The organism is Vibrio sp. C8 (assembly GCF_054051265.1).
This window is the reverse complement of sequence record NZ_JBPAOE010000008.1, coordinates 1-19,320: the sequence shown is the minus strand read 5'-3', so window position 1 is coordinate 19,320 and position 19,320 is coordinate 1. Positions and strand designations below refer to the sequence as shown.

Annotated in this window: 13 protein-coding genes and 2 pseudogenes; 5 read left to right on the top strand and 10 right to left on the bottom strand. The window is 38.0% G+C overall.

The window, feature by feature from the left end:
• Positions 1 to 15 precede the first annotated feature (15 nt).
• Positions 16 to 1,101 carry an alkene reductase gene (locus tag ACRQQK_RS04655; RefSeq protein ID WP_457510262.1) on the bottom strand — a complete coding sequence of 362 codons (1,086 nt, stop codon included), beginning with the start codon at positions 1,099 to 1,101 and terminating at the stop codon, positions 16 to 18.
• Between the two features lie 132 nt (positions 1,102 to 1,233).
• On the opposite strand from ACRQQK_RS04655, the gene ACRQQK_RS04650 reads away from it, so the two are divergent.
• Both ACRQQK_RS04650 and ACRQQK_RS04645 read left to right on the top strand, forming a co-directional pair.
• Positions 1,234 to 1,785: a TetR/AcrR family transcriptional regulator gene (locus ACRQQK_RS04650; RefSeq protein WP_457510261.1), complete on the top strand. Its 552-nt coding sequence runs from the start codon at positions 1,234 to 1,236 to the stop codon at positions 1,783 to 1,785.
• Between the two features lie 72 nt (positions 1,786 to 1,857).
• Positions 1,858 to 3,008, top strand: a pseudogene (locus ACRQQK_RS04645) (IS3 family transposase).
• A 234-nt stretch (positions 3,009 to 3,242) separates the two neighbouring features.
• On the opposite strand, the gene ACRQQK_RS04640 reads toward ACRQQK_RS04645, so the two are convergent.
• The gene (locus ACRQQK_RS04640) at positions 3,243 to 5,252 is read right to left on the bottom strand and encodes a cellulase family glycosylhydrolase (protein WP_457510260.1); all 2,010 of its coding nucleotides are present in this window, start codon (positions 5,250 to 5,252) and stop codon (positions 3,243 to 3,245) included.
• 330 nt (positions 5,253 to 5,582) lie between these two features.
• On the opposite strand from ACRQQK_RS04640, the gene ACRQQK_RS04635 reads away from it, so the two are divergent.
• Both ACRQQK_RS04635 and ACRQQK_RS04630 read left to right on the top strand, forming a co-directional pair.
• A complete protein-coding gene (locus ACRQQK_RS04635; RefSeq protein ID WP_102967231.1) occupies positions 5,583 to 6,857 on the top strand; it encodes an ABC transporter substrate-binding protein in 1,275 nt (424 codons plus the stop codon).
• Positions 6,858 to 7,557: 700 nt separating this feature from the next.
• Positions 7,558 to 8,154, top strand: a complete 597-nt coding sequence (locus ACRQQK_RS04630; RefSeq protein WP_102967233.1) for a nucleoside triphosphate pyrophosphohydrolase family protein — start codon at positions 7,558 to 7,560, stop codon at positions 8,152 to 8,154.
• A gap of 34 nt (positions 8,155 to 8,188) precedes the next feature.
• Here ACRQQK_RS04630 and ACRQQK_RS04625 read toward each other — a convergent pair whose 3' ends face one another.
• The 8 genes and pseudogenes from ACRQQK_RS04625 to ACRQQK_RS04590 form a co-directional block, all read right to left on the bottom strand.
• Positions 8,189 to 9,577 carry a tyrosine-type recombinase/integrase gene (locus ACRQQK_RS04625; protein WP_102967234.1) on the bottom strand — a complete coding sequence of 463 codons (1,389 nt, stop codon included), beginning with the start codon at positions 9,575 to 9,577 and terminating at the stop codon, positions 8,189 to 8,191.
• 3 nt (positions 9,578 to 9,580) lie between these two features.
• Positions 9,581 to 10,093, bottom strand: coding sequence for a hypothetical protein (locus tag ACRQQK_RS04620; RefSeq protein ID WP_102967235.1), 513 nt, complete (start codon positions 10,091 to 10,093; stop codon positions 9,581 to 9,583).
• Between the two features lies 1 nt (position 10,094).
• The gene (locus tag ACRQQK_RS04615) at positions 10,095 to 12,419 is read right to left on the bottom strand and encodes a site-specific recombinase (protein ID WP_102967236.1); all 2,325 of its coding nucleotides are present in this window, start codon (positions 12,417 to 12,419) and stop codon (positions 10,095 to 10,097) included.
• Positions 12,420 to 12,423: 4 nt separating this feature from the next.
• The gene (locus ACRQQK_RS04610; protein ID WP_102967237.1) at positions 12,424 to 14,754 is read right to left on the bottom strand and encodes a hypothetical protein; all 2,331 of its coding nucleotides are present in this window, start codon (positions 14,752 to 14,754) and stop codon (positions 12,424 to 12,426) included.
• Positions 14,755 to 14,896: 142 nt separating this feature from the next.
• A pseudogene (locus tag ACRQQK_RS04605) lies at positions 14,897 to 15,115 on the bottom strand (nucleoside triphosphate pyrophosphohydrolase family protein); the annotation flags it as partial.
• Between the two features lie 120 nt (positions 15,116 to 15,235).
• Entirely contained in the window at positions 15,236 to 15,586 is a 351-nt protein-coding gene (locus ACRQQK_RS04600; RefSeq protein ID WP_457510258.1) for a DUF2750 domain-containing protein, read from the bottom strand.
• A gap of 121 nt (positions 15,587 to 15,707) precedes the next feature.
• The gene (locus ACRQQK_RS04595) at positions 15,708 to 16,331 is read right to left on the bottom strand and encodes an OmpA family protein (protein ID WP_457510257.1); all 624 of its coding nucleotides are present in this window, start codon (positions 16,329 to 16,331) and stop codon (positions 15,708 to 15,710) included.
• Position 16,332: 1 nt separating this feature from the next.
• Entirely contained in the window at positions 16,333 to 17,658 is a 1,326-nt protein-coding gene (locus tag ACRQQK_RS04590) for a TolC family outer membrane protein (RefSeq protein WP_457510299.1), read from the bottom strand.
• A gap of 424 nt (positions 17,659 to 18,082) precedes the next feature.
• On the opposite strand from ACRQQK_RS04590, the gene ACRQQK_RS04585 reads away from it, so the two are divergent.
• Positions 18,083 to 19,320, top strand: a 1,238-nt coding sequence (locus tag ACRQQK_RS04585; protein ID WP_457510256.1) for an Ig-like domain-containing protein, incomplete at its 3' end; no start/stop codon positions are given.

Here is a 19,320-nt window from a genome sequence, read left to right as displayed (position 1 = left end):
TAAGTATCTGCATTTTTAGGCATTCTCAAGGGTTGGGTAGTCGGTATAACCTTTGGCACCACCGCCATAAAGTGTTGAACCATCCAGCTCGTTTAACGCGGCCCCCTTTTCTAATCGCTCAACGAGATCAGGGTTTGAAATAAATGGGCGACCAAGGGCAAATAAATCCACGTTACCTTCTGCTAACTGAGCAGACGCCAGCTCGGTGTTATAACCATTGTTGCCCATGTAAGTATTTTTGAAACGTTGGCGGAGTGAACCGTAGTCAAACGGAGCGATATCACGTGGGCCACCTGTTGCGCCTTCCACTACATGAAGATACACAATGCCAAGCTCATTCAACTTATCAGCCACATAGTCGTATTGTTCCTGTGGATTGCTGATGGAGATGGCGTTTGCTGGTGAAACAGGAGAAATACGTACGCCGGTGCGATCCGCGCCAATTTCTTTGCTAACGGCTTCGGTCACTTCTAATAGTAATCGCGCACGGTTTTCAACAGAGCCACCGTAAGAATCGGTACGTTGATTCGCGCCATCTTTTAAGAATTGCTCCAATAGGTAACCATTGGCACCGTGGACTTCAACACCATCAAAGCCCGCTTTAATTGCGTTCGCTGCCGCTTGGCGGAAATCTTCAATAATGGTGGGGATTTCATGAATTTCTAATGCGCGAGGTTCAGAAACGTCAGCGAAACCGTTATTCACAAACACTTTAGTTTCCGCTCTGATTGCAGAAGGCGCGACAGGCGCCGCACCATTGGGTTGCAAATCAACATGAGAAATACGACCAACGTGCCACAGTTGAACAAAAATCTTTCCGCCCTTGACGTGTACCGCATCAGTCACCTTTCGCCATCCATCGATTTGGTCCTGAGTGAATAGTCCTGGTGTGTCTTGGTAGCCTTGCGCTTGCTGTGAGATCTGCGTAGCTTCGGTAATAATCAGGCCCGCTGATGCACGTTGTGCATAATAAGTGGCTGCAAGATCACTCGGCACTAAAGCTGCCCCTGCACGGTTCCGAGTCAGAGGTGCCATCACAAATCGATTAGCAAGAGTAAGTGAGCCAAGTTGGTAGGGTTGAAATAGAGCTGTATCTGTCATTTTTGAGTTTTCCGTTTTACGACTGGAGAATGCTCATAATGATGATGATCATAATCTAAAATGTCAATGCTTTGATTATGACCATCATCAAAGTATACTAAATCATGATTTTTAAGAGGAGACGTAATCGATATGAAAGTGACAAAAGCACAAGCCCAAGAAAACCGTGAGCGCATAGTTAAAACCGCTTCTGTATTGTTTCGTGAGCGTGGTTACGATGGTGTGGGCGTTGCTGAATTAATGTCTACAGCAGGATTTACTCATGGAGGGTTTTATAAGCATTTTCAGTCTAAAGCTGACTTAATGGCAGAAGCTGCCGCCTACAGTTTTGCACAATCAAACGCACAAATGTTTGATTTTGACATCGTATCTTTTGTGCAAAAATACCTCTCTAGGGAACATCGCGATAAACCTGGTAATGGATGTACTATGGCTGCACTTTGTGCTGATGCTGGACGTCAAGCTGAGCCACTCAAAGAAACATTTTTGACTGGAATTGAGAGCCAACTGTCCAGTTTTTCAAATGGAAAAGAGTCTACTTTGGAAGAGCGCAAGAGCAGTATAAACGCTATAGCTCATGCTGTTGGTGCTCTTGTTTTGTCTCGATCTTGTCCTGATGATTCTCTTCTTGCTGATGAGATTCTTGATGTATGTCGTGAAGACATACTGTCAAAACTAACCTAAAAAAAGAAAGTGATCCGCCCCAGCAGTTTTGGACACTGAGTTAAGTGAGTACAATCACTAACGAGGTGAACAATGACAACTAAGAAAACTAGAATTAAACATTCCCCTGAATTTAAAGCAGAAGCCCTGAAGTTAGCAGATAAAGTGGGAGTAGCTGCGACAGCAAAACAGCTTTCTTTACACGAATCTCAAATCTAAGGGTGGCGGAAGAACTCGAAGAAAGACACCAGTACTAGTCAGCGAGAGCAAGAGCTAGCCGCAGAGGTTGCCAAGCTCAAAAGGCAGTTGGCTGAGCAAGCAGAAGAGCTAGAAATTGTAAAAAAGGCCGCCACCTACTTCGCGAAGAATCTAAAGTAGATTGCTACGAGTTTATGCTCGAACACCTGCTGTGCTTCAGTATAGTGCGTATGGCTAAGGTGTTCGGGATATCCCGAAGTGGGTTTTATTACTGGATTAAGCATCGACACAACGCCATCCAACGTGAGGCTATTCGCCAACAGCTTGATACAAAAGTTAAAGAAGCTTTCGCCAACAGCAAAGGCCGAGATGGCTCAAGGCGTATCCAAAAAGAACTGTCTGAGAGCGGTGATAGCTACAATGTTAAAACCATTGCTGCCAGTATGAAGCGTCAAGATTTAACACCGAAAGCTGCACGCAAATTTAAGTGCACTACGGACAGCAAGCATCAAATGCCTGTTGCTCCAAACCTGTTGGCTCAGAACTTTAGCGCATCTGCTCCGAATGAAAAATGGGCTGGAGACATCACCTATATAGCGACAAGCGAAGGCTGGCTGTACTTGGCGGTAATTATTGACCTTTACTCAAGACAAGTAATTGGATGGTCTATGGATACCAGAATGACGGCTACGCTGGTCTGTGATGCGCTATCAATGGCGTTGTTCCGTCGCGGATTCCTCGAGCAGGTTATCGTTCATAGTGATTGAGGTAGTCAGTACTGCTCAAAAGATTATCGAGATCTCATAACTGCTTATAATCTAAAACAAAGTATGAGTAGAAAAGGAAATTGCTGGGACAATGCTTGTGTTGAGAGCTTCTTCCATTCTATGAAAGTGGAAGCGATCCAATATGAGCCGATTATGACGAGAGACCAGATGCGCCAAACGATCTTCGAGTATATAGAGGTTGATTATAATCGGATGAGAAGGCACAGTGCTCTTGGGTATCTAAGCCCAGTTAACTTTGAACAACAAAATGTCGCTTAATGAAGTGTCCAGTCTGGCTGGAGCAGATCAGTTCCCCGAGGGGAGGGAGTCCATACATCTTAGAGGGACGACACTTGGTAACAGGTGTCGTCTACTCGACATAAGTGTGCCAATCGCTAGTTAGAAGAAACATCTTAAATGAGTGTTCTCACATAGCTCATAATGAGCGTTAATATTGCCTTAGAAGTTAAACGCCAGTTTGTAACTGGCGTTTAATTCTATTTTAAGAACCGCTTAATAGACGGGTTTTAAGAACTCAATATCGTCGATGTATACTGAACCATCTAATGGATATTTATCGCCAACTATACATAAGAACATGTCAGGTAATTTTTTCGATACGTCTCCCAAGTCAATTTCTACAACTTGCTTATAGTAGGTTTGTCCGTTAAGTGTAACTTTCTCAAGGTCTTTGACTTGCATTCTAAGTTTATCTGCATCAAGTTTTACCCAACCATCACCTAATGCTGCATATGGACGTACGCCACCTTTATCTTCTGAATTGGCTGGTACGTATAATGTGTAGCGCATTTTTGTATGTTGGGCGAACCCTTCAATTGCAAGATTGCGAACTTTAAGCTCTTCCCAATCATTCTTTCCTGACCAAACGAGGTTTAGTTTTAGCATCGGTGAACCAAGGTCATTCGTTGGTTCGACTGCTGGTGACTTCCAACTTGCTTGCCATGTACCTTCTTTCTGCCAACCTTGGGTTGTTCCATCTTCAAAGTCATATTTGGTGCCAACTTCATAACCTTTGATTGGGCGGTCAATTTCTACTTTGATTTTGTCTGTTTGTCGCTCTCCTTGCTCGAATGTAGCGACTGTTATGAGTGTTCGAGAACCATAGCCAATATCACTAGAATTGAGTTTGGCTTCGTAGTATCCATCTCCGTCAGTATCAGTCATATCTAAAGAGATGTTCTTCTCTGGAATACGGAGCTGAACTTGTTGCGTCTTGTTGCCAGGCTTAGGCATAGCATAGCTACGAACAGTGAAGCTTTGCTCTGAGACCTTCATGCCATCAACTGGATATGCCAAATAAACGGTATCTTCTTGGCTATATGTTAGTCCTCGCATCTGCTTCGAGTGATTGACAAGAATACTTGTTGTTCGACTATCGTCATTTAGAATTCTAAAGCCATCATAGTCAGGGTATAGCTTATTTGGTTGGTCGGGATCGGAACTTGTTAAGATCCAGAACATGCTTCCGGCTAAGCCGGTTTCATAAGCTGTTTGAGTCCACTTATGGTAGATGAAATCGCGATTTTGCGGTTCGTCTTTACCAATACCGTATTCTTCAAGTACTGCTGGTTTGTTCGCCTTCTTAGCTGCTGAAGCATGATCTTTGATCCATTGTGTTCCCCATTCTTCAGCGTTGTGTTTGCCCCAATGTTCAGGGTATAAGTGGAAAGTACCGTAGTTGATGTTTGGAAGGGTAATGATTCTGTCCCAATCTACACCTTCACCGCCATTGTATGTCCAATCTTCATTATTATTTCTTTTGAAGAAACCTTCAGAGCCAAGGGCTATAAGCTGGTTGGGAGCTAATTCTCGAATGTAATTACTAGTGTCTTTTGCCCAGTTATATAGAAGCTCTCCACTTTTGTCTGACTGTGCCCTTGGTTCATTTGCAAGTTCCCAAGTCATGATTGTTGGTTCGTCTTTATTGGCTATGCCTGTATAGCGGTTTTTATGTTCAATAATATGTTTCACATAGTTTTTGTAAGCGTTAACTATCTCAGCTTGCTTATAAAAGTCATCATGATGTGCGCCATTAAACCAATCTACGTATTGTTGCATGCCACCAAAATCGCCCCAGTTATTAGTGAGAGCGATGACTACACGAATCCCACGTTGTTTGGCTTGAGCTACGGTATAGTCGAGTTTTTCTAGTGCACTCTTAACTCCTGGTGGGGGGGTATAAACACCAGGTTCAGCCTGCATAGTATGTTCATGACTAACACCCTCCATAAATCCCCATACTCGAATCGTATTAAGCCCCATTTCTTTGGCATCATCTAATACAGCATCGATCATCTCATGTGAGCGATAATGCATGTAATAGTTGTTCGTACCAGCAAATCTAAATGGCTTATTGTTGAGTAGCAGTTGATCACCTGACTGAATCACAAAACTCTCCATAGAATCTAAAGGAAAGTTGTTGTCAGCCATATTCGTGTTTACGCCACTACTACATGCGGCTAGCAAGGTGAACAGTGGTAATGGATAGTAGATGTGCTTCATCTTTCGTCCTTAATTGTTATTTAGTTATGCGGCTTATATTTTGGACAGAATCACGCTGTAGAATAAATGGTAACGTTTCGATTGTGTGTTTTAGTTCACCATAATGAGGAAAATGTGACTTTGTGCATTATATTTTAGGTTTTGAGTCGATTTGTTTAAGTTATTGATAGTTAATTGTTTAAATGATTTTTATGTGTTTTTTTGAAAAAGTTCTGGTGATGGTGCTCACGTATCGGTGTATTCTATGTGGATTAAATTAATCGTAACGTTATTATTTTGTTCAAGAAGAGCAATCAAACATCTAGCCAAAGATGTGCATGGAGATAGAGAATGAAACTAACTGTACCTACAATTACAAAAACAATCGTCGCAAGCGCTCTTGCTTTCGGCATCAGTAGCGCAGCAAGTGCAGGTGTTACTGACGGAATAAATAAATCTCTGGTAAAAGGGGAGATTACTTTTTACACCAACCGCACCGATTTAGTGGAAGCTGGTGTATATAAACGTTACGAAAAGGAGTTTAAGGAAATTTATCCTCAAGTAACGGAAGTAAAAGTAGTTGGCTTTGCGGATTACCAAGGTGGTCTGCGTCCACGTATGAATACTGGCGACTATGGCGACTTAGTTTTAATCCTTCCATCTGTACCTTCTGAACAATATGGCAACTTTTACGAACCGTTGAATGACTTATATGGTCCGGAAGATGTCTATTTTTACGACGCATGGGCTGATTCAGGAAATGCGTATGGTATTTCAATGGGTAACTCAGTTGAGGGACTTGTATACAATAAAGAAGTTTTGAAGAAAGCTGGTGTTGAAGTGCCAATCAAAACACTGTCTGGCTTCTTTGATGCTGCGGCGAAGATCAAAGCAAACGGGCAAATTCCACTTTACATCAACTTCGGTGCCCAGTGGCCTCTTCAACAGTGGGATAAATTTCCACTTGTAGTTGAAGGAAGTAATGATGTTTATGAAAAAATGCTAACTCAAGATAAGCCTTTCTCTGGCGATACGTCATATAACAAGTCTCTTAGTGTACTTAAGAAGCTAATTGATGATGGCTTTACCGAGAAAGATTTGATGACTAACTCTTGGGAAGATTCGAAGAATGCGATTGCCAAAGGCGATGCAGGTATGTATTACCTAGGTAACTGGGTTATTCCTCAAGTTATTGAACGTGGTGCAGAACCAAGTAACGTAGGCTTTATGCCAATGCCTTCAAATGATAAGGGCGAACTTAATGCACAAATGAACCACGACTGGGGTTATGCGGTAAGCAAGCATTCAAAGAACAAAGAAACAGCAAAAGCGTATTTGAAGTTCATTATTGAAGCATCGGATTTTGAGGAAATTGCAGGTTTCATCCCAACTCTAAAATCTAAAAAACCTTCGTTACAACAGCTAGACGAATTCATGAGTTATGAACCAAATGTTATTCAGACTCCTGTTAACTCTTCAACGTTCATTGAAGTAACTAACCGTTCGAAAATCGATTTCTACTCAGGTGGCTATATCCAAGATGTAATTACATCGAAAGACTTTGCCGAAGCGTTAGAAAAACTTGATTCTCGCTGGGATAGAGCTAAAAAACGAGTTGTAAAATAAGCTCCGCTGCAAACAACTTATGCTGGCTTATTGCCAAGGTCGCTCGGGGGAGCGACCTTTTTTATTAATACATTGTTTACAACATAATGTGAGCTGCTGTAACTAAGCCCTATAAAATTTGTGTTAAAGCGAAACAAGATGAAATCAGATGTAATACTTTTACTTCATGAGCTGATGCATAAGCCCAGAGGTAATATGAAGCTAAGTGAAATGAGACGAGCGCAATCGGTCACTGTCGAACCGAGAGTCTTATTGCTTTACTGTGCCCCAAAAGCCTTTATTAACTTAGAACATGAAACCGTTCAACTGACAGATGAAGGGTTGGATTATTATCTAGCTAATTCGAAGTTGTTAACTTGAATGCGGTATTTATCATAATTGTATAGATTTTAACTAGTTTTGCTTGGTTACGTAATTTCGATGAAAAATGAAGGTGCCTAAGTTGTGTGATTACTAAAGAAAATGCCCTCAATTTAGGGTGCACCTAGCCCTGTAAGTTTGCTCAAAACTTTAGTCATGGCGTAAGCTATACCGACATGAGCACTGTAATGTCTTAGTTCAGTCAACCATCTAGTAACTACTTCACACGATGCATTGCAGTTTTAGAATGAACGATATGCTTTGAATTACAAATTGCTATCTCAGTTCTTAATTAAACTATGTTAAGATTACACTAAGATTAAAATGTTTTGAGATAAATATGTTAAGTGAGTTTTCAACTGAGTTTACGGTTTTGACTCCCGAGTTTTGGGAGCAAATGTGTCATGATATTAATGAGTTCAGAAATACTTTCCAACTACCAGTAAATGAGCCAATCTCAGTCAATGACTGTAATGTGCATAATGCATTGCATATAGAAGAGCTGGTAGAGTTAGCTCTAGCGACAACTAAAGTTGAGCAAGCTGATGCCATACTTGATGCCGTGTACACCTTAGTAGGTAGAACTGCGCAAGTTGGAGACTACAATATGGAAACCTCTACAGTTGCACATATTGTCGACATCTTATTAGCAACAGCATCTACATTAGGAATTCCTTATGTGGAATGCTGGAATGCAATACATGAATCTAATATGACCAAAGCTGCATCATCAGAAAAAGAGGCATTAGATACTGTCGAGCATTATAAAAATAGAGGCATAGCTGGTGAGTTTTTTATATCGGATAGTGGGAAATATTTAATCAAGTGCAGTGAAGATTCAGTGGATGAAACTGGCTCTAAAATTCGGAAAGGAAAGGTTTTGAAGTCAGTTAACTACACTCCGGTTGATCTAGGGTTGATCTTATCAACTAACTAATCATATAGAATATGCTAGAAAACACATATATCTTCTAGCATATGTCTGCTTCCAAATTTGATAGTAGCAATTCAATATCATTAAATGTTTGTTCAATCGATAGTTTTCCTGATTTTATATTTGATTTCATTCTTGTGATTGCTTTGCGTGTTGAATCTAACGCAGAGCGGACCTGTATGGATTTCAATTCAACATTGAAATTAATATGTCTAGCGAATGCTAGTTTAATGTAAGTATCCATCGATGAAATCGTAGCATGTCCAGTCCATTCCTTAAGTTGTAATTTAAACCATTCAGCATTCAAGATTATTTTTTTAAAGTCTTCAGCAGTCTTTATATCATCCCTTGACGCAATTATATCTACAAGCTTATTAGTAATATATGTATGCCTAAATAAATGAGGATGTAATTCTTCTTTGATACCTATTTTGCTTCTCCAATTATTAAAAAATGTGGTCAATGTATCCTCAGAAAGCTGATTCCCAGTAGTTGTACTTATTATCAAGTATCCATGGTCTTTAGATTTACCAATAGTATTATTAATGATAATTCTTCTTGTTGAACGTATGAAATTTGAGATTTCCGATAGAAATACGCGGCTAACAGGCACGTACCTTGTCATCCTATCTTTTTGCCTCTGTTTTAAGTTAATTAACCGGATGGAAGGGAACTCGCTGTCTGATGCTATAGCATTCTGTATGTCCTTAACTTTAATATTGATGATTTCAGCTCGCCTAGCTCCAATCTGATCTAAGCAGTGAAACACAGCTAAATCTCGCTCTCGAACATCATTATTACTTTGTGAATCTAGATAGGTATACAACTTATCATGGACCTCAATCGATATTGGAGTTTTAGATCGCACTGAATTACCTGAAGGGAATGAATAGTGTGTAATTGATGTAGTAGTTACTTCCTTTGAGTAACCTTGGTACTTCTTCTTTGATGTAACATATTTTATATGGATAGAGTTCCCCTTTTCTGAACCTATGAAATACTTTAAGTCGTTAACATCCTGAACAAATTCTAAAAAATCTAAGCATCTCTTACCTATATTAATTACCGTATTTGGTTGTTTCTTTTGATTAACTCCATTGCTTTTTTTTTCAGCTAAAAGGCTGTTTATGAACAAGGTAAATATATTGTCAGTTAATTGCGAAATGTTAATGTTATTATTATAGATAAACCTAATTAATTGATGTATTTGAGTTGCGTAGGTATGTAACGTACCGCCTTTTCTACCAAAGACAGAACGTCCTTCTTGCACCAATTTTCTCATGTAGAGATTAGCTTCATAGCATGGTTGTCCATCAGGATAAGTTATATATGGATATCGCTCTATTTGAGGTAGAAAATTTAATTTATTTTCCAATGGATTATAACTATCCCATAGAACATGATCTTTGATGTATAGGATGGGCATGCTCTACGCCTCCTTTGAAATGTTTTTAACATGTTGTAATTTAAGGTTTATAGTATTATTAAAATTGGTGTAATAGCTAGCAGGATTATCAGGAGGATTAAACATAATTTTTTTTATTTCATCTCTTAATTGATCTATTAATGTTGTGTAGAATGAGTTTTTACTCATAAGTATTTGTATCAACTCTTTGTCTGTTATAGTGGTGTTTTCTTTTTTTAATTTTCTTTTTTTATCTAATTTTTTTAATTCAAATAAAGCTAGTTTCCTTTTTTTATCAAATTCGATATATCCTTCAATGAATTGTTCACCACAAATAGATTTTTGGGTATTTAATGACATCGGGTATACTTCTTCATCATGATGATCCTTAAACAATGTTATTTTTGCTAGAGCGCTTTGAGAGGATAGAGATTGTATTATTTCTTTTGTGTTAAAATGCTCTGGATTCGCTATTATTTTATCTAAAATATTTGTCAAATTTCTAACTGATTCAAAATTTCTGTCATGCTTAGTCATTTTATAAATCCTTTATTTTTAATGAAAAATAATAACGATTTTCATCATCTTTTTTATAGAATGTTGGCTCTAGTGATATTATGTCGTTGTCGAATAAATAAAGGATTTGACCTTCTATCTCTGCTTGGTTTAATATGGTTTCGTGGTCGATATTTATTTTAAAATCCTCGGATAAAATATCATTTTCATAGTAGCTTTTAACAAATAATTTTGCGGTTGTTATATTTATACTATTTACACCAAATGAATTTATTAAACAGTTGTTCAATTTATTTAAAATGGAATCATCTAACTTATGTAATGTATTAGATAAATAGTTTGCTTTTACTGTATTGAATATGTTTCCTGGCAGTGATTCTGATATGTAATTATACAAGTGTTCTATGTTTGTATGGGATAATTGATGTCTAAGTGAATCGAGTCTTTTATCTTCATATGCCCAGAAAAAAAGGATAGCAAAAAATCTTCTTAGTTCATGTTCTCTTATATAATATCTATATACTTCACCATCTATGATGGTAGTTACAGTTTCTATGTAATCGCAGAAGTAACTTATATATTCATTGTACTGCTTCTTATCAAGTGGATAAAAAATACCATCCAAAGTTCCTACCCCATTAAATAGTGCAAGATTATTATTCATTAAACCTTTTTTAATGATAATTGAATTAAATCTTTGCAACTTATAAATTAATTTAGCAATAATTAATGGTGTAGGTCGTTCTGTGTATTCAAGGAGGCTTTCTTCACCTCCGATGCCACTTTTTGCTGCGAAAAATCTTAAGTAAAATTCAAGTAAATCTTCTTGTGACGCATTTTTCTTTCTATCCTCTAGCCATGGGTTGATGTTAGGGGTTAAATTTCCAATTGAAGGTAAACTGGTTACTTCTTGAACTCGACGTGCATTTAGTGCCCCAACAAGGACAAGGATGGAGCCTAATAAAACTTTATAATACTCAACTACATATTTACATTCTCGCTGTGACTCACCAACTGTTAGCTCATTTTTTTTGGGTCGAAAAAATTGATCAAATCCGAGTTCCTTTAATTGATGGCTAATAAAATCACACGATTTCATAAGCTTCCTGTACTTAGTCGAATTTTTATCAAGGTTGCTTGTAACTTCATGGAACTTAATTATGGAATCGAACAGCAAATCTATCAGTAGTACAGGTTCTCCTGGCTCGATTAGGTTTTTGTTCCAAAGGGCAGAACTATCAAACTTATTTGAAATATTCAGCTCGAATGCTTTTTTCATAGATTTTAAAACAAAATCAGGAGGCAGGGTAAAAACTCTATTTCTAGTCTTAAAACTATGTAAAGTAGCCAATCTTTCAATAGTTATTTCTGAACTATCGATGATGTTACTATTAAATCCAGAATAGGTTGAACTGAGTGGAATGTAGTTAATAACATTGATTATTGATTGTAAGGATTGTTGTGAAAATCCGTCCTGGTCGTCATAGTCATTTATGGATAAATATTCTCTTGTACCTCTTTGTCTTTTTAATTTAAGATAATTTAATACCCCTGTCCTAGAGTACGATCCGGTATCTATAATGCATTTATTAAATACATCATTGAATAACTTTTTGCTCTTTATTGTAGACCCATCTGTAGAATAGTAACCATTGCAGTATAATTTGTAGGCAAGAAATGTCATATTTTCATTTATGACATTGTTTTTTTTATTTATGTTGGTTAAATGTGGGAATTTTTTTTTGAAACTATAGTATGATTGAAATTCTTCGCTAACATTAAGATTTTCACTAAAAGAATACAATTTTTCTTGAAAATTAATTGCCCCATAGTATCCGCTATTACAGTACCGAAGCAGAATTGACATTATAAAATCGGTGTTAATATTATCTAATGAATCGTTACAAACTTTAATTAAATTATCATGAGTTAGAAGAATATTTATTAATTGGATGCTGGCGTTTATATTGCTACGTATACTACTGTTTTTTAGAATAGAACCTCCATTGGTCAGAGCATGGTTAGGTGCAATTATTAAATGCTTCAAGAATAATAATAATCTTGAATTTTTTTTGTCAGTAAGCCTACTCTCATCAGATAGTATAATATTTTTCCATATTATTTCCTTATCTTCACGTGAATTTACATTTATGTACCAGGTTTCATCGTCAAAATCAGAAATAAGCCAATAAGGGTCGGTTATATCATAATCATATAATCCTGTAAAATTATTGGAATCAGATATTAAATCATCATAAGTTTCGTAGTTAGTTAAATTAACGATTTTTTCTTTATGATCTACATTGAATCGTTTTAAATTTTTTAAGATGCTGTTGTAAGTTATCATATATTTACCTTAATATAAGGTTTGTTAATTTATGGTTAGAAGCAACGTTGTATGCATCAATTACGTGTTTATTGACTTTAAATTTCGTGAGATTATTTATTGATGACTCGATGTGAGTTATTACATATGAAGATAATGTTTTCCATTTTTCTAAAGTTAAAGGATTAATATCTAGTTTTGCTATGGAAAAGTCATCAAGTGTAATTATATAGATCATAATTTGAAGGAGTGGTACGGATATTAATATTTCTAGGCTATCGTATATATTATTTCTTTTTGAGTTTAGCGATAAATTGTCCACATCAAAACCATGGCGTGTAAAAAAATCATCAGCATCCACAATATTTGCATCTAGAACTTCTAGAAGATACGGACTGTCTTTCATTGATAGATAAATGACAGTATTTTGAAATATTCGTATGTCTCTTTCTTGTACATATTTTTGTAAGACATCTGGTAGGTAAGCATTTACTAGTTCATAATACGATTTGGTGTGACCTAATGTTTCATGAAAAATATCTAATGAGCTGGTCTCTATATATTTTGATACTGCGATAGTACTTCGTAGTGCTCTCAAGGATACATATGTATTATAGTTCTCATTGTTTTTTAAAACCCAAGTTCCTTTAACCTTTGATATGCTTTTCTCAAAATTTTTGAATAAACTACCATAATAATTATGATCCCTACGAACTAATTTTATAGGAACTGGTTTTTTATTAATACTGCTCGTAACTAGTAACAGTTTCCTCCAATTGTCATCACCAATACTTCTTAAGTATTCTCTACAGTATTTTGTATGTTCAATAAGCATCGCGACAATTAATTTTGATAATCGTGTACAGGGTAAAATTAATGCAGACTTTGTCTTGCCTCTTCGTTCTTTGAAAGTGCTAATGACCATCACCCCGTTTGTTTCTTTGAAGCCAACTAGTCTTCCATCAGTATCAAATAAATCCCAATCTTGAAAGGATGAGGGTACTAGTTGAGGGTGCTCATGAACTAGTAGTAGTAGAAATGGGTAAATGGTTTCGTGTGTTGGTAGATTAAGCTCTTTAACTAGTTCATCATTTGATAGCTCATTATCCTTGCTGCTTAGAAAGCTAATATAACCACGAACTCCTTTAAAGCCGTAGTGGTAGAATGTTGCTATCGTATTTACAATGTTGTTACGACCATAGGGGTAATTTTCTGCTCCTTTGTACCCACCATTTAGATTTGAGCCATGAGATGGTGGCGGTTTAATTTGTCCTGTAGTAATGGCACTATTAATAGCTTTGTCCTTATTCAATACTTTATGTACTAAACAAAGACTATGATTTTTGATGTGTAGTATATCGTGGCGTAGTCGATTTTGTATTATATCGAAAGCTTGTTGGTTTGGAATGTCTAGCGGTATGCCGGACGTTAATCTAACAACAGTTTCTTTTGTTAACCCGCCACCACTCGATATACTTTTGTTAGAATTTTTTAAACTCTTTAATGTTGGTACTACAATTTTTCTAATTGGCTCATCAATTAGTTTGCTTTCAACGAATATCTCTTTATACAGCATAACTTTTGAAGGGTAGTGGTTTCGAATTAAATTTCTTAAGGCATTAGAATTAGTTTTTAATTTTACCTCTAGTAAATCTAAATGTAAGATGTTCTCGAAAGAATTAGACACGTTTTCAGGAGATATAGATAAAATTATGGAGTCAGGATCTTTATATATTGCTACTAATTGTTTAAATGTTTCAATTAACTTTCTTGTGCCGCTAAGTGCATATGGTGAGTTGTGCTTTCTAAAGTAATTGGAGCAAGCATGATGCACAAAATCAACAAAGTCCTTGTTGGTTGCATCATAAAGGAATGCCAGATGTAATCTAATCTTAACATTATCAAGTGAAGTACACTCCCAACCAGCGTAATAATTTACTAAATCGGTATTTTTGCATTGGTTGTATAATGCTATGCATTCTGGAATATCTGCTTTCTTTACTGGGAAGCTTGATAATGAGACTAATGACTCCCCAACAATCGCTGAAAATATGTATCTGGCATGCGCAAATGCACTGTAATAACTGCTTTCTAGTTCATGTAAACAGAAACCGATATAACGCTTTATATGAGTTATACGAGAGTTGTGGTCATTGAGTTCAATTAGACCATCAAACTTGTTTGTATGCCCTGATATTACATGAAGGAAACAGGCATATCCTTTATGTATGGTTTCTGCGAGAGCTTCATAGGTGCAGTTGCGTACCAAACTGTTGTAAATATGAGTCCTGTATGCATCTGTGATTGCACAGTTGAGGTTCGGATAAAATTTAAGTGATCTAATCTCGATAGCCATATGCAATCTCTAACATTGGTAGTATAGAAAGCGTAGTACCGAATTTTGATAGTTGTCAAATCAGACGAGGTAAAAAAATGAGAGTAAAGCTATGTGTGACGGTGAGTTATGCAGGAATTGACAAAGTTAGGACTTAGGGAAAGACATACACGCTGTCTACAATCGCATCCGCTTGTTCAGTTTTGCTGTCTGCTTCAGCCAACTCGGTCAGTTCTTCGATGGCTAATGAGGTATGAAGAGTATCTGCTTTTGTATCTAAGCTTGCTGGGTCCGCTACTGGTAAGTCAAAAGTGCTACGGAATTCGTTGATATCGCGGTATAGGTGATCATAAATTTCTTGTGTCAGCTTAGATAAATGCATGGGTTCAATCCAGTTGAAAATAAACAGGTCGTCATAGTACCAAAGCTCGGACTACAAATACAAAACAAGACGCTAATTGCGTCTTGTTTAAGTGGTTATGAAAGGGCTATACCAATTCACTTAAAGATACATTTTTGCCAATTCTGAAGGCTCAAGTTCTTTTCCGTCTAAAGTTTGGTTCCAGTTAATACCAACAAGAACGCCATCTTCATTAAGAGTGATCAGCCAATCTTCAACGAAAATATCCAGTGGGATCTCTAGAACTTCGAAGTCTGCCCATTCTTCAACATTGTGCAACTCAGCGTCTTCTTTTGAAGACCAGAAAGGCATTACTTCGCTTTCTTCAAATTCTGTTGACTCACAAGATAACCAACCTTCTTCATTACGCAGACCCCAAACCAGTTGGTTTTCTTGGGTTTCTTTGATGAAAAGTTCTAGGTTAGCTTGAACATCTGCTGTTAATTTGCTCATTTTATTTTCTCATTAAGAATGATGCACGAAGGGTAGCACTTTGAAGCATTTTTTCCCATTAAGATTTGGATAACTCACAATAAAAAGGCGGCTAATCGGCCGCCTTTCTTGATATGTAGATTTATTTAGGCAGCGCAGTAAATATGCTCCACTCTTTGACAATTGCACCTTTGTAGCCAACCACTGTCGCTGTTACTCGACGATTGAGTGCATGAGCAACTTGTGTATCACCATGAGAAGCAAGCTCAGTATCGCCGAAACCAACAATTCTTACTCTGTAGCGCTCAACACCGTAGCGTAGTAATTGAGCTTCTACTGCTTCAGAACGTCGTTTAGATAGGTTGAGGTTATGCTCTTGGCTACCTACTTTACTTGCATAACCTTTGATTTCGATAGAAGCCGAAGGGTAGGTGTTTAGAAATTCCGCCATTTGACGAATCTGACTAACAAACACCGGCGGAATATCACTAGAATCATTAGCAAATAGGATGTGTAAGCTTTGTAGCTTCGACGTTTTAACAAAGGTACCACATCCGTCATTATCGATTTCCGATAGTGAAGGAGTGTCTGGGCAAAGATCCCGAGCATTGATTACACCATCGTTATCATCATCTTCAAGATCTGCGACCTGATTAATCTGCGGTAGAGCAATGTAATCATATTCATCGCTAGCTACATTTTCTTCAGCATAAGCGAACATCGCAGCACTTAACGTCGCTGTAAGAATAACAAATGTACCTTTCATCTTAGTATTTCACCTTCTCTGTCCATTCCGGAGCGACATCAACTCGCAATGCATCTAGTAAATTACCTGTAGCGTTCATAACGCGATACTTTGCATATTGCTCAGCGTATTTCGCATCCAAATAGTCTTTACGGGCTTCAAACAGTTCATTTTCTGTGTTGAGTAAGTCAAGGAGCGTACGTTGTCCAATCAGATACTGTTTGCGATATGACGCAACGGTTTGGGAAGTTGAATCTACATGGTCAGCTAAAAATTCTTTTTGCTGCAGCGTCAAATCTAGAGCACTCCATGACAAACGTAAGCCTTCTTCTACGGCACGGAATGTATTTTCGCGTAAATCTTTTGCTTTATTGAGCTGATAAGCGGCGCTTTCAGATTGATCACTATCGCTACCACCGTTGTAAATGTTGTAGCGTAATCTCACCATTGCACTGAGTTCATCACCACTGCCTTCATTCCCTCCAGCATCGTCATACCAGCGTTGAGATGCTTCCAATGAAATAGTTGGATAGTAGGGCGCTTTTGACTGTTTATATTGAAAACGTGCTGCGTCTACATCGGTTTGCGCCACTTTAATGACTGGATGTTCATCAAATGCTTTTTTTAGAGCGTCATCAATAGTGTAGGAAATTGCTGTACTGTCCGCTCGAGGAAAGGTTAACCCTAAAGGTTCTTGACCGACTAAACGGCGAAATTGAGTATGCGTATCGTACAAATTGTTTTGTGCCGCAAGTAAGTTACCCATTGCTTTAGCGATACGAGCTTCAACTTGAGTGACATCGGCAATAGAGCCTACGCCAGAATCAGCACGCTTTTTAATATCACGATAGATTTCTTTATGCGTTGCTAGGTTTTTTTCTGAAAGTACGAGAATTTCGTAAGCTTTGGTCGCTTCAAGGTAAACATCCGTGACTTCCAGTGCTTTATTAGAAGCATCCGCAAGAAGTTGGTAGCGGTCTGATTCTGCTTCAGCAGCCGTACGATCCATATCATTTAGTGTGGATGAACCATCCCAAATAAGTTGATTGAGAGTGAGGGCTGCATCTTTGCGGGTCATATCTGTATCAGGATTACCTGTAGACGAGGCGGGATTGATACCTTCGTATCCAATACCAGCATCGAGATCGATTTTAGGTAAATATGCACCAGAAGAGGCATTTGAGTCAGATAATCGACTTTTATATTGGTTAAACGCACTTTTCAATTCAGGGTTTGAAGCAAGAGTGAGCGATACTGCTTGTTCAAGTGTCTGTGCAGACACAGATCCTGCGAGCACTAAAGAGCAGAAAAGTGTTTTAGTTGGGAACCCTTTCAAGATGAACTCCATCAAAAATGACTGTACAACGGACACCGAGTCTAAGGCAAAAGAAGTCTCATTGATAAGACGAACACTTAGATGTGTCAAAAATGTGACTAAAAATGTGACGAATATAGATTTTTTGCATAATTTTAGGTTGATGCATAATCAATGCTGTATGTAACTAATTAATGAATAAGTATTTTATGCATGTAGTTCGGTAAGAAAAATCTTACATGGATGTTAGCATCGAATGTGACATTAATTCATGAAATTGTGTGTCGTAAATATAAGAAGTGTCAAGAAAATGTTATTTTGATGCAATTTCGGCCTTTGTTAGAAGATAGAACGATGATATCGTAAGTCGGATTTTTCCCGCAAAATATTCAAGGTTATATCGAATATTAAACGGTTAAATACATAACTGTTTGTAACGTGTATTTTTGAGGCTCATATGGCAAAAGATTCTTTATTTTCAATCGCAAATCTAGCTGTAAATCAAATGATAGTGATTGACAAAAATGGCGATCTAAAAATAGCGACGATTGGCGAGAAATTGCCTGAAGGATCGATTGTCATCCAAAGAGGAGATGAAGCGGGTTCTAATAACGAACCTACAACTCAACTCGTTGGCCAAAATAATGATCTTCAAGATGTAACAGATGACGTTGCGCAGTTACTTGCAGCCTTAGAAGAAGGTCAAGACCCTACACAACTTGATGAAGAGCTTGCTCCTGCTGCTGGTAGTAGCCAAGGTTCTTCTCCTACAGATTCAGCAAGCATTGACCGTGTGGGTTCAGAAATTATTGCTAGTACTAATTTCAGCACAACTGGATTCGAATCATTAGGTTTTTCTCAAACTCAAAGCCTCGCCTTAATCAATCTTAATCGTTCAAATACTAATGCGAATGTCGAAGCCGCAGACAAAAATTCAGATCCAAAAGCCCAAAATGACACTATCTCAGTAGACGAAGATACTTCAGTTACCATTGATGTATTGAGCAACGATTCAGACAAAGATGGCGATACGTTAACCATAGTTTCTGCAACAGTTCCTCAAGAACAAGGTTCCGTTGAAATTGTTGGCGGCAAACTCGTATTCACTCCAGCGGAAAACTACAACGGCCAAGCAAATATTGAATACACCATCAGTGACGGTCAAGGCGGTTCGGATACCGCTAAAGTTACGGTAACCGTCAATCCGGTGAACGACGCACCAGTTGGTGAAGCGGACACGGCAGAAGCTGTGGAAGGCACAACAATTACGGTAACGGAAAGCGTCTTGGATAACGACAGTGATGTTGAAGGCAATACGTTAACGGTAGTGGGTGTCAATAGCTCATCAGCCGATGCGGTAACCGTGCCAACGAACGGGACTTACACGATTAAAACCGCGCTCGGCGGTACCGTGGTCATGAGCAGTGATGGCACGTACACGTATACCGTTGGGGCATTGGATCACAGTGAATCTGGAACGGTGCAAGACAGCTTTAGCTATTTAGTGAGCGACGGTACAGACAACTCTGAGTGGATCACGGTCACGATTGACGTCACCGATACGGGAGTTGAGGCGAATAAAGACAAATACACCGTTAATGAAGATGAAAGTGTTGAACTTAACTTGCTGTCCAACGATAGCTTAGGTGAAGACGCGTCAAGCATTACGTCGATTAATGGTGTTGCGCTTATTGA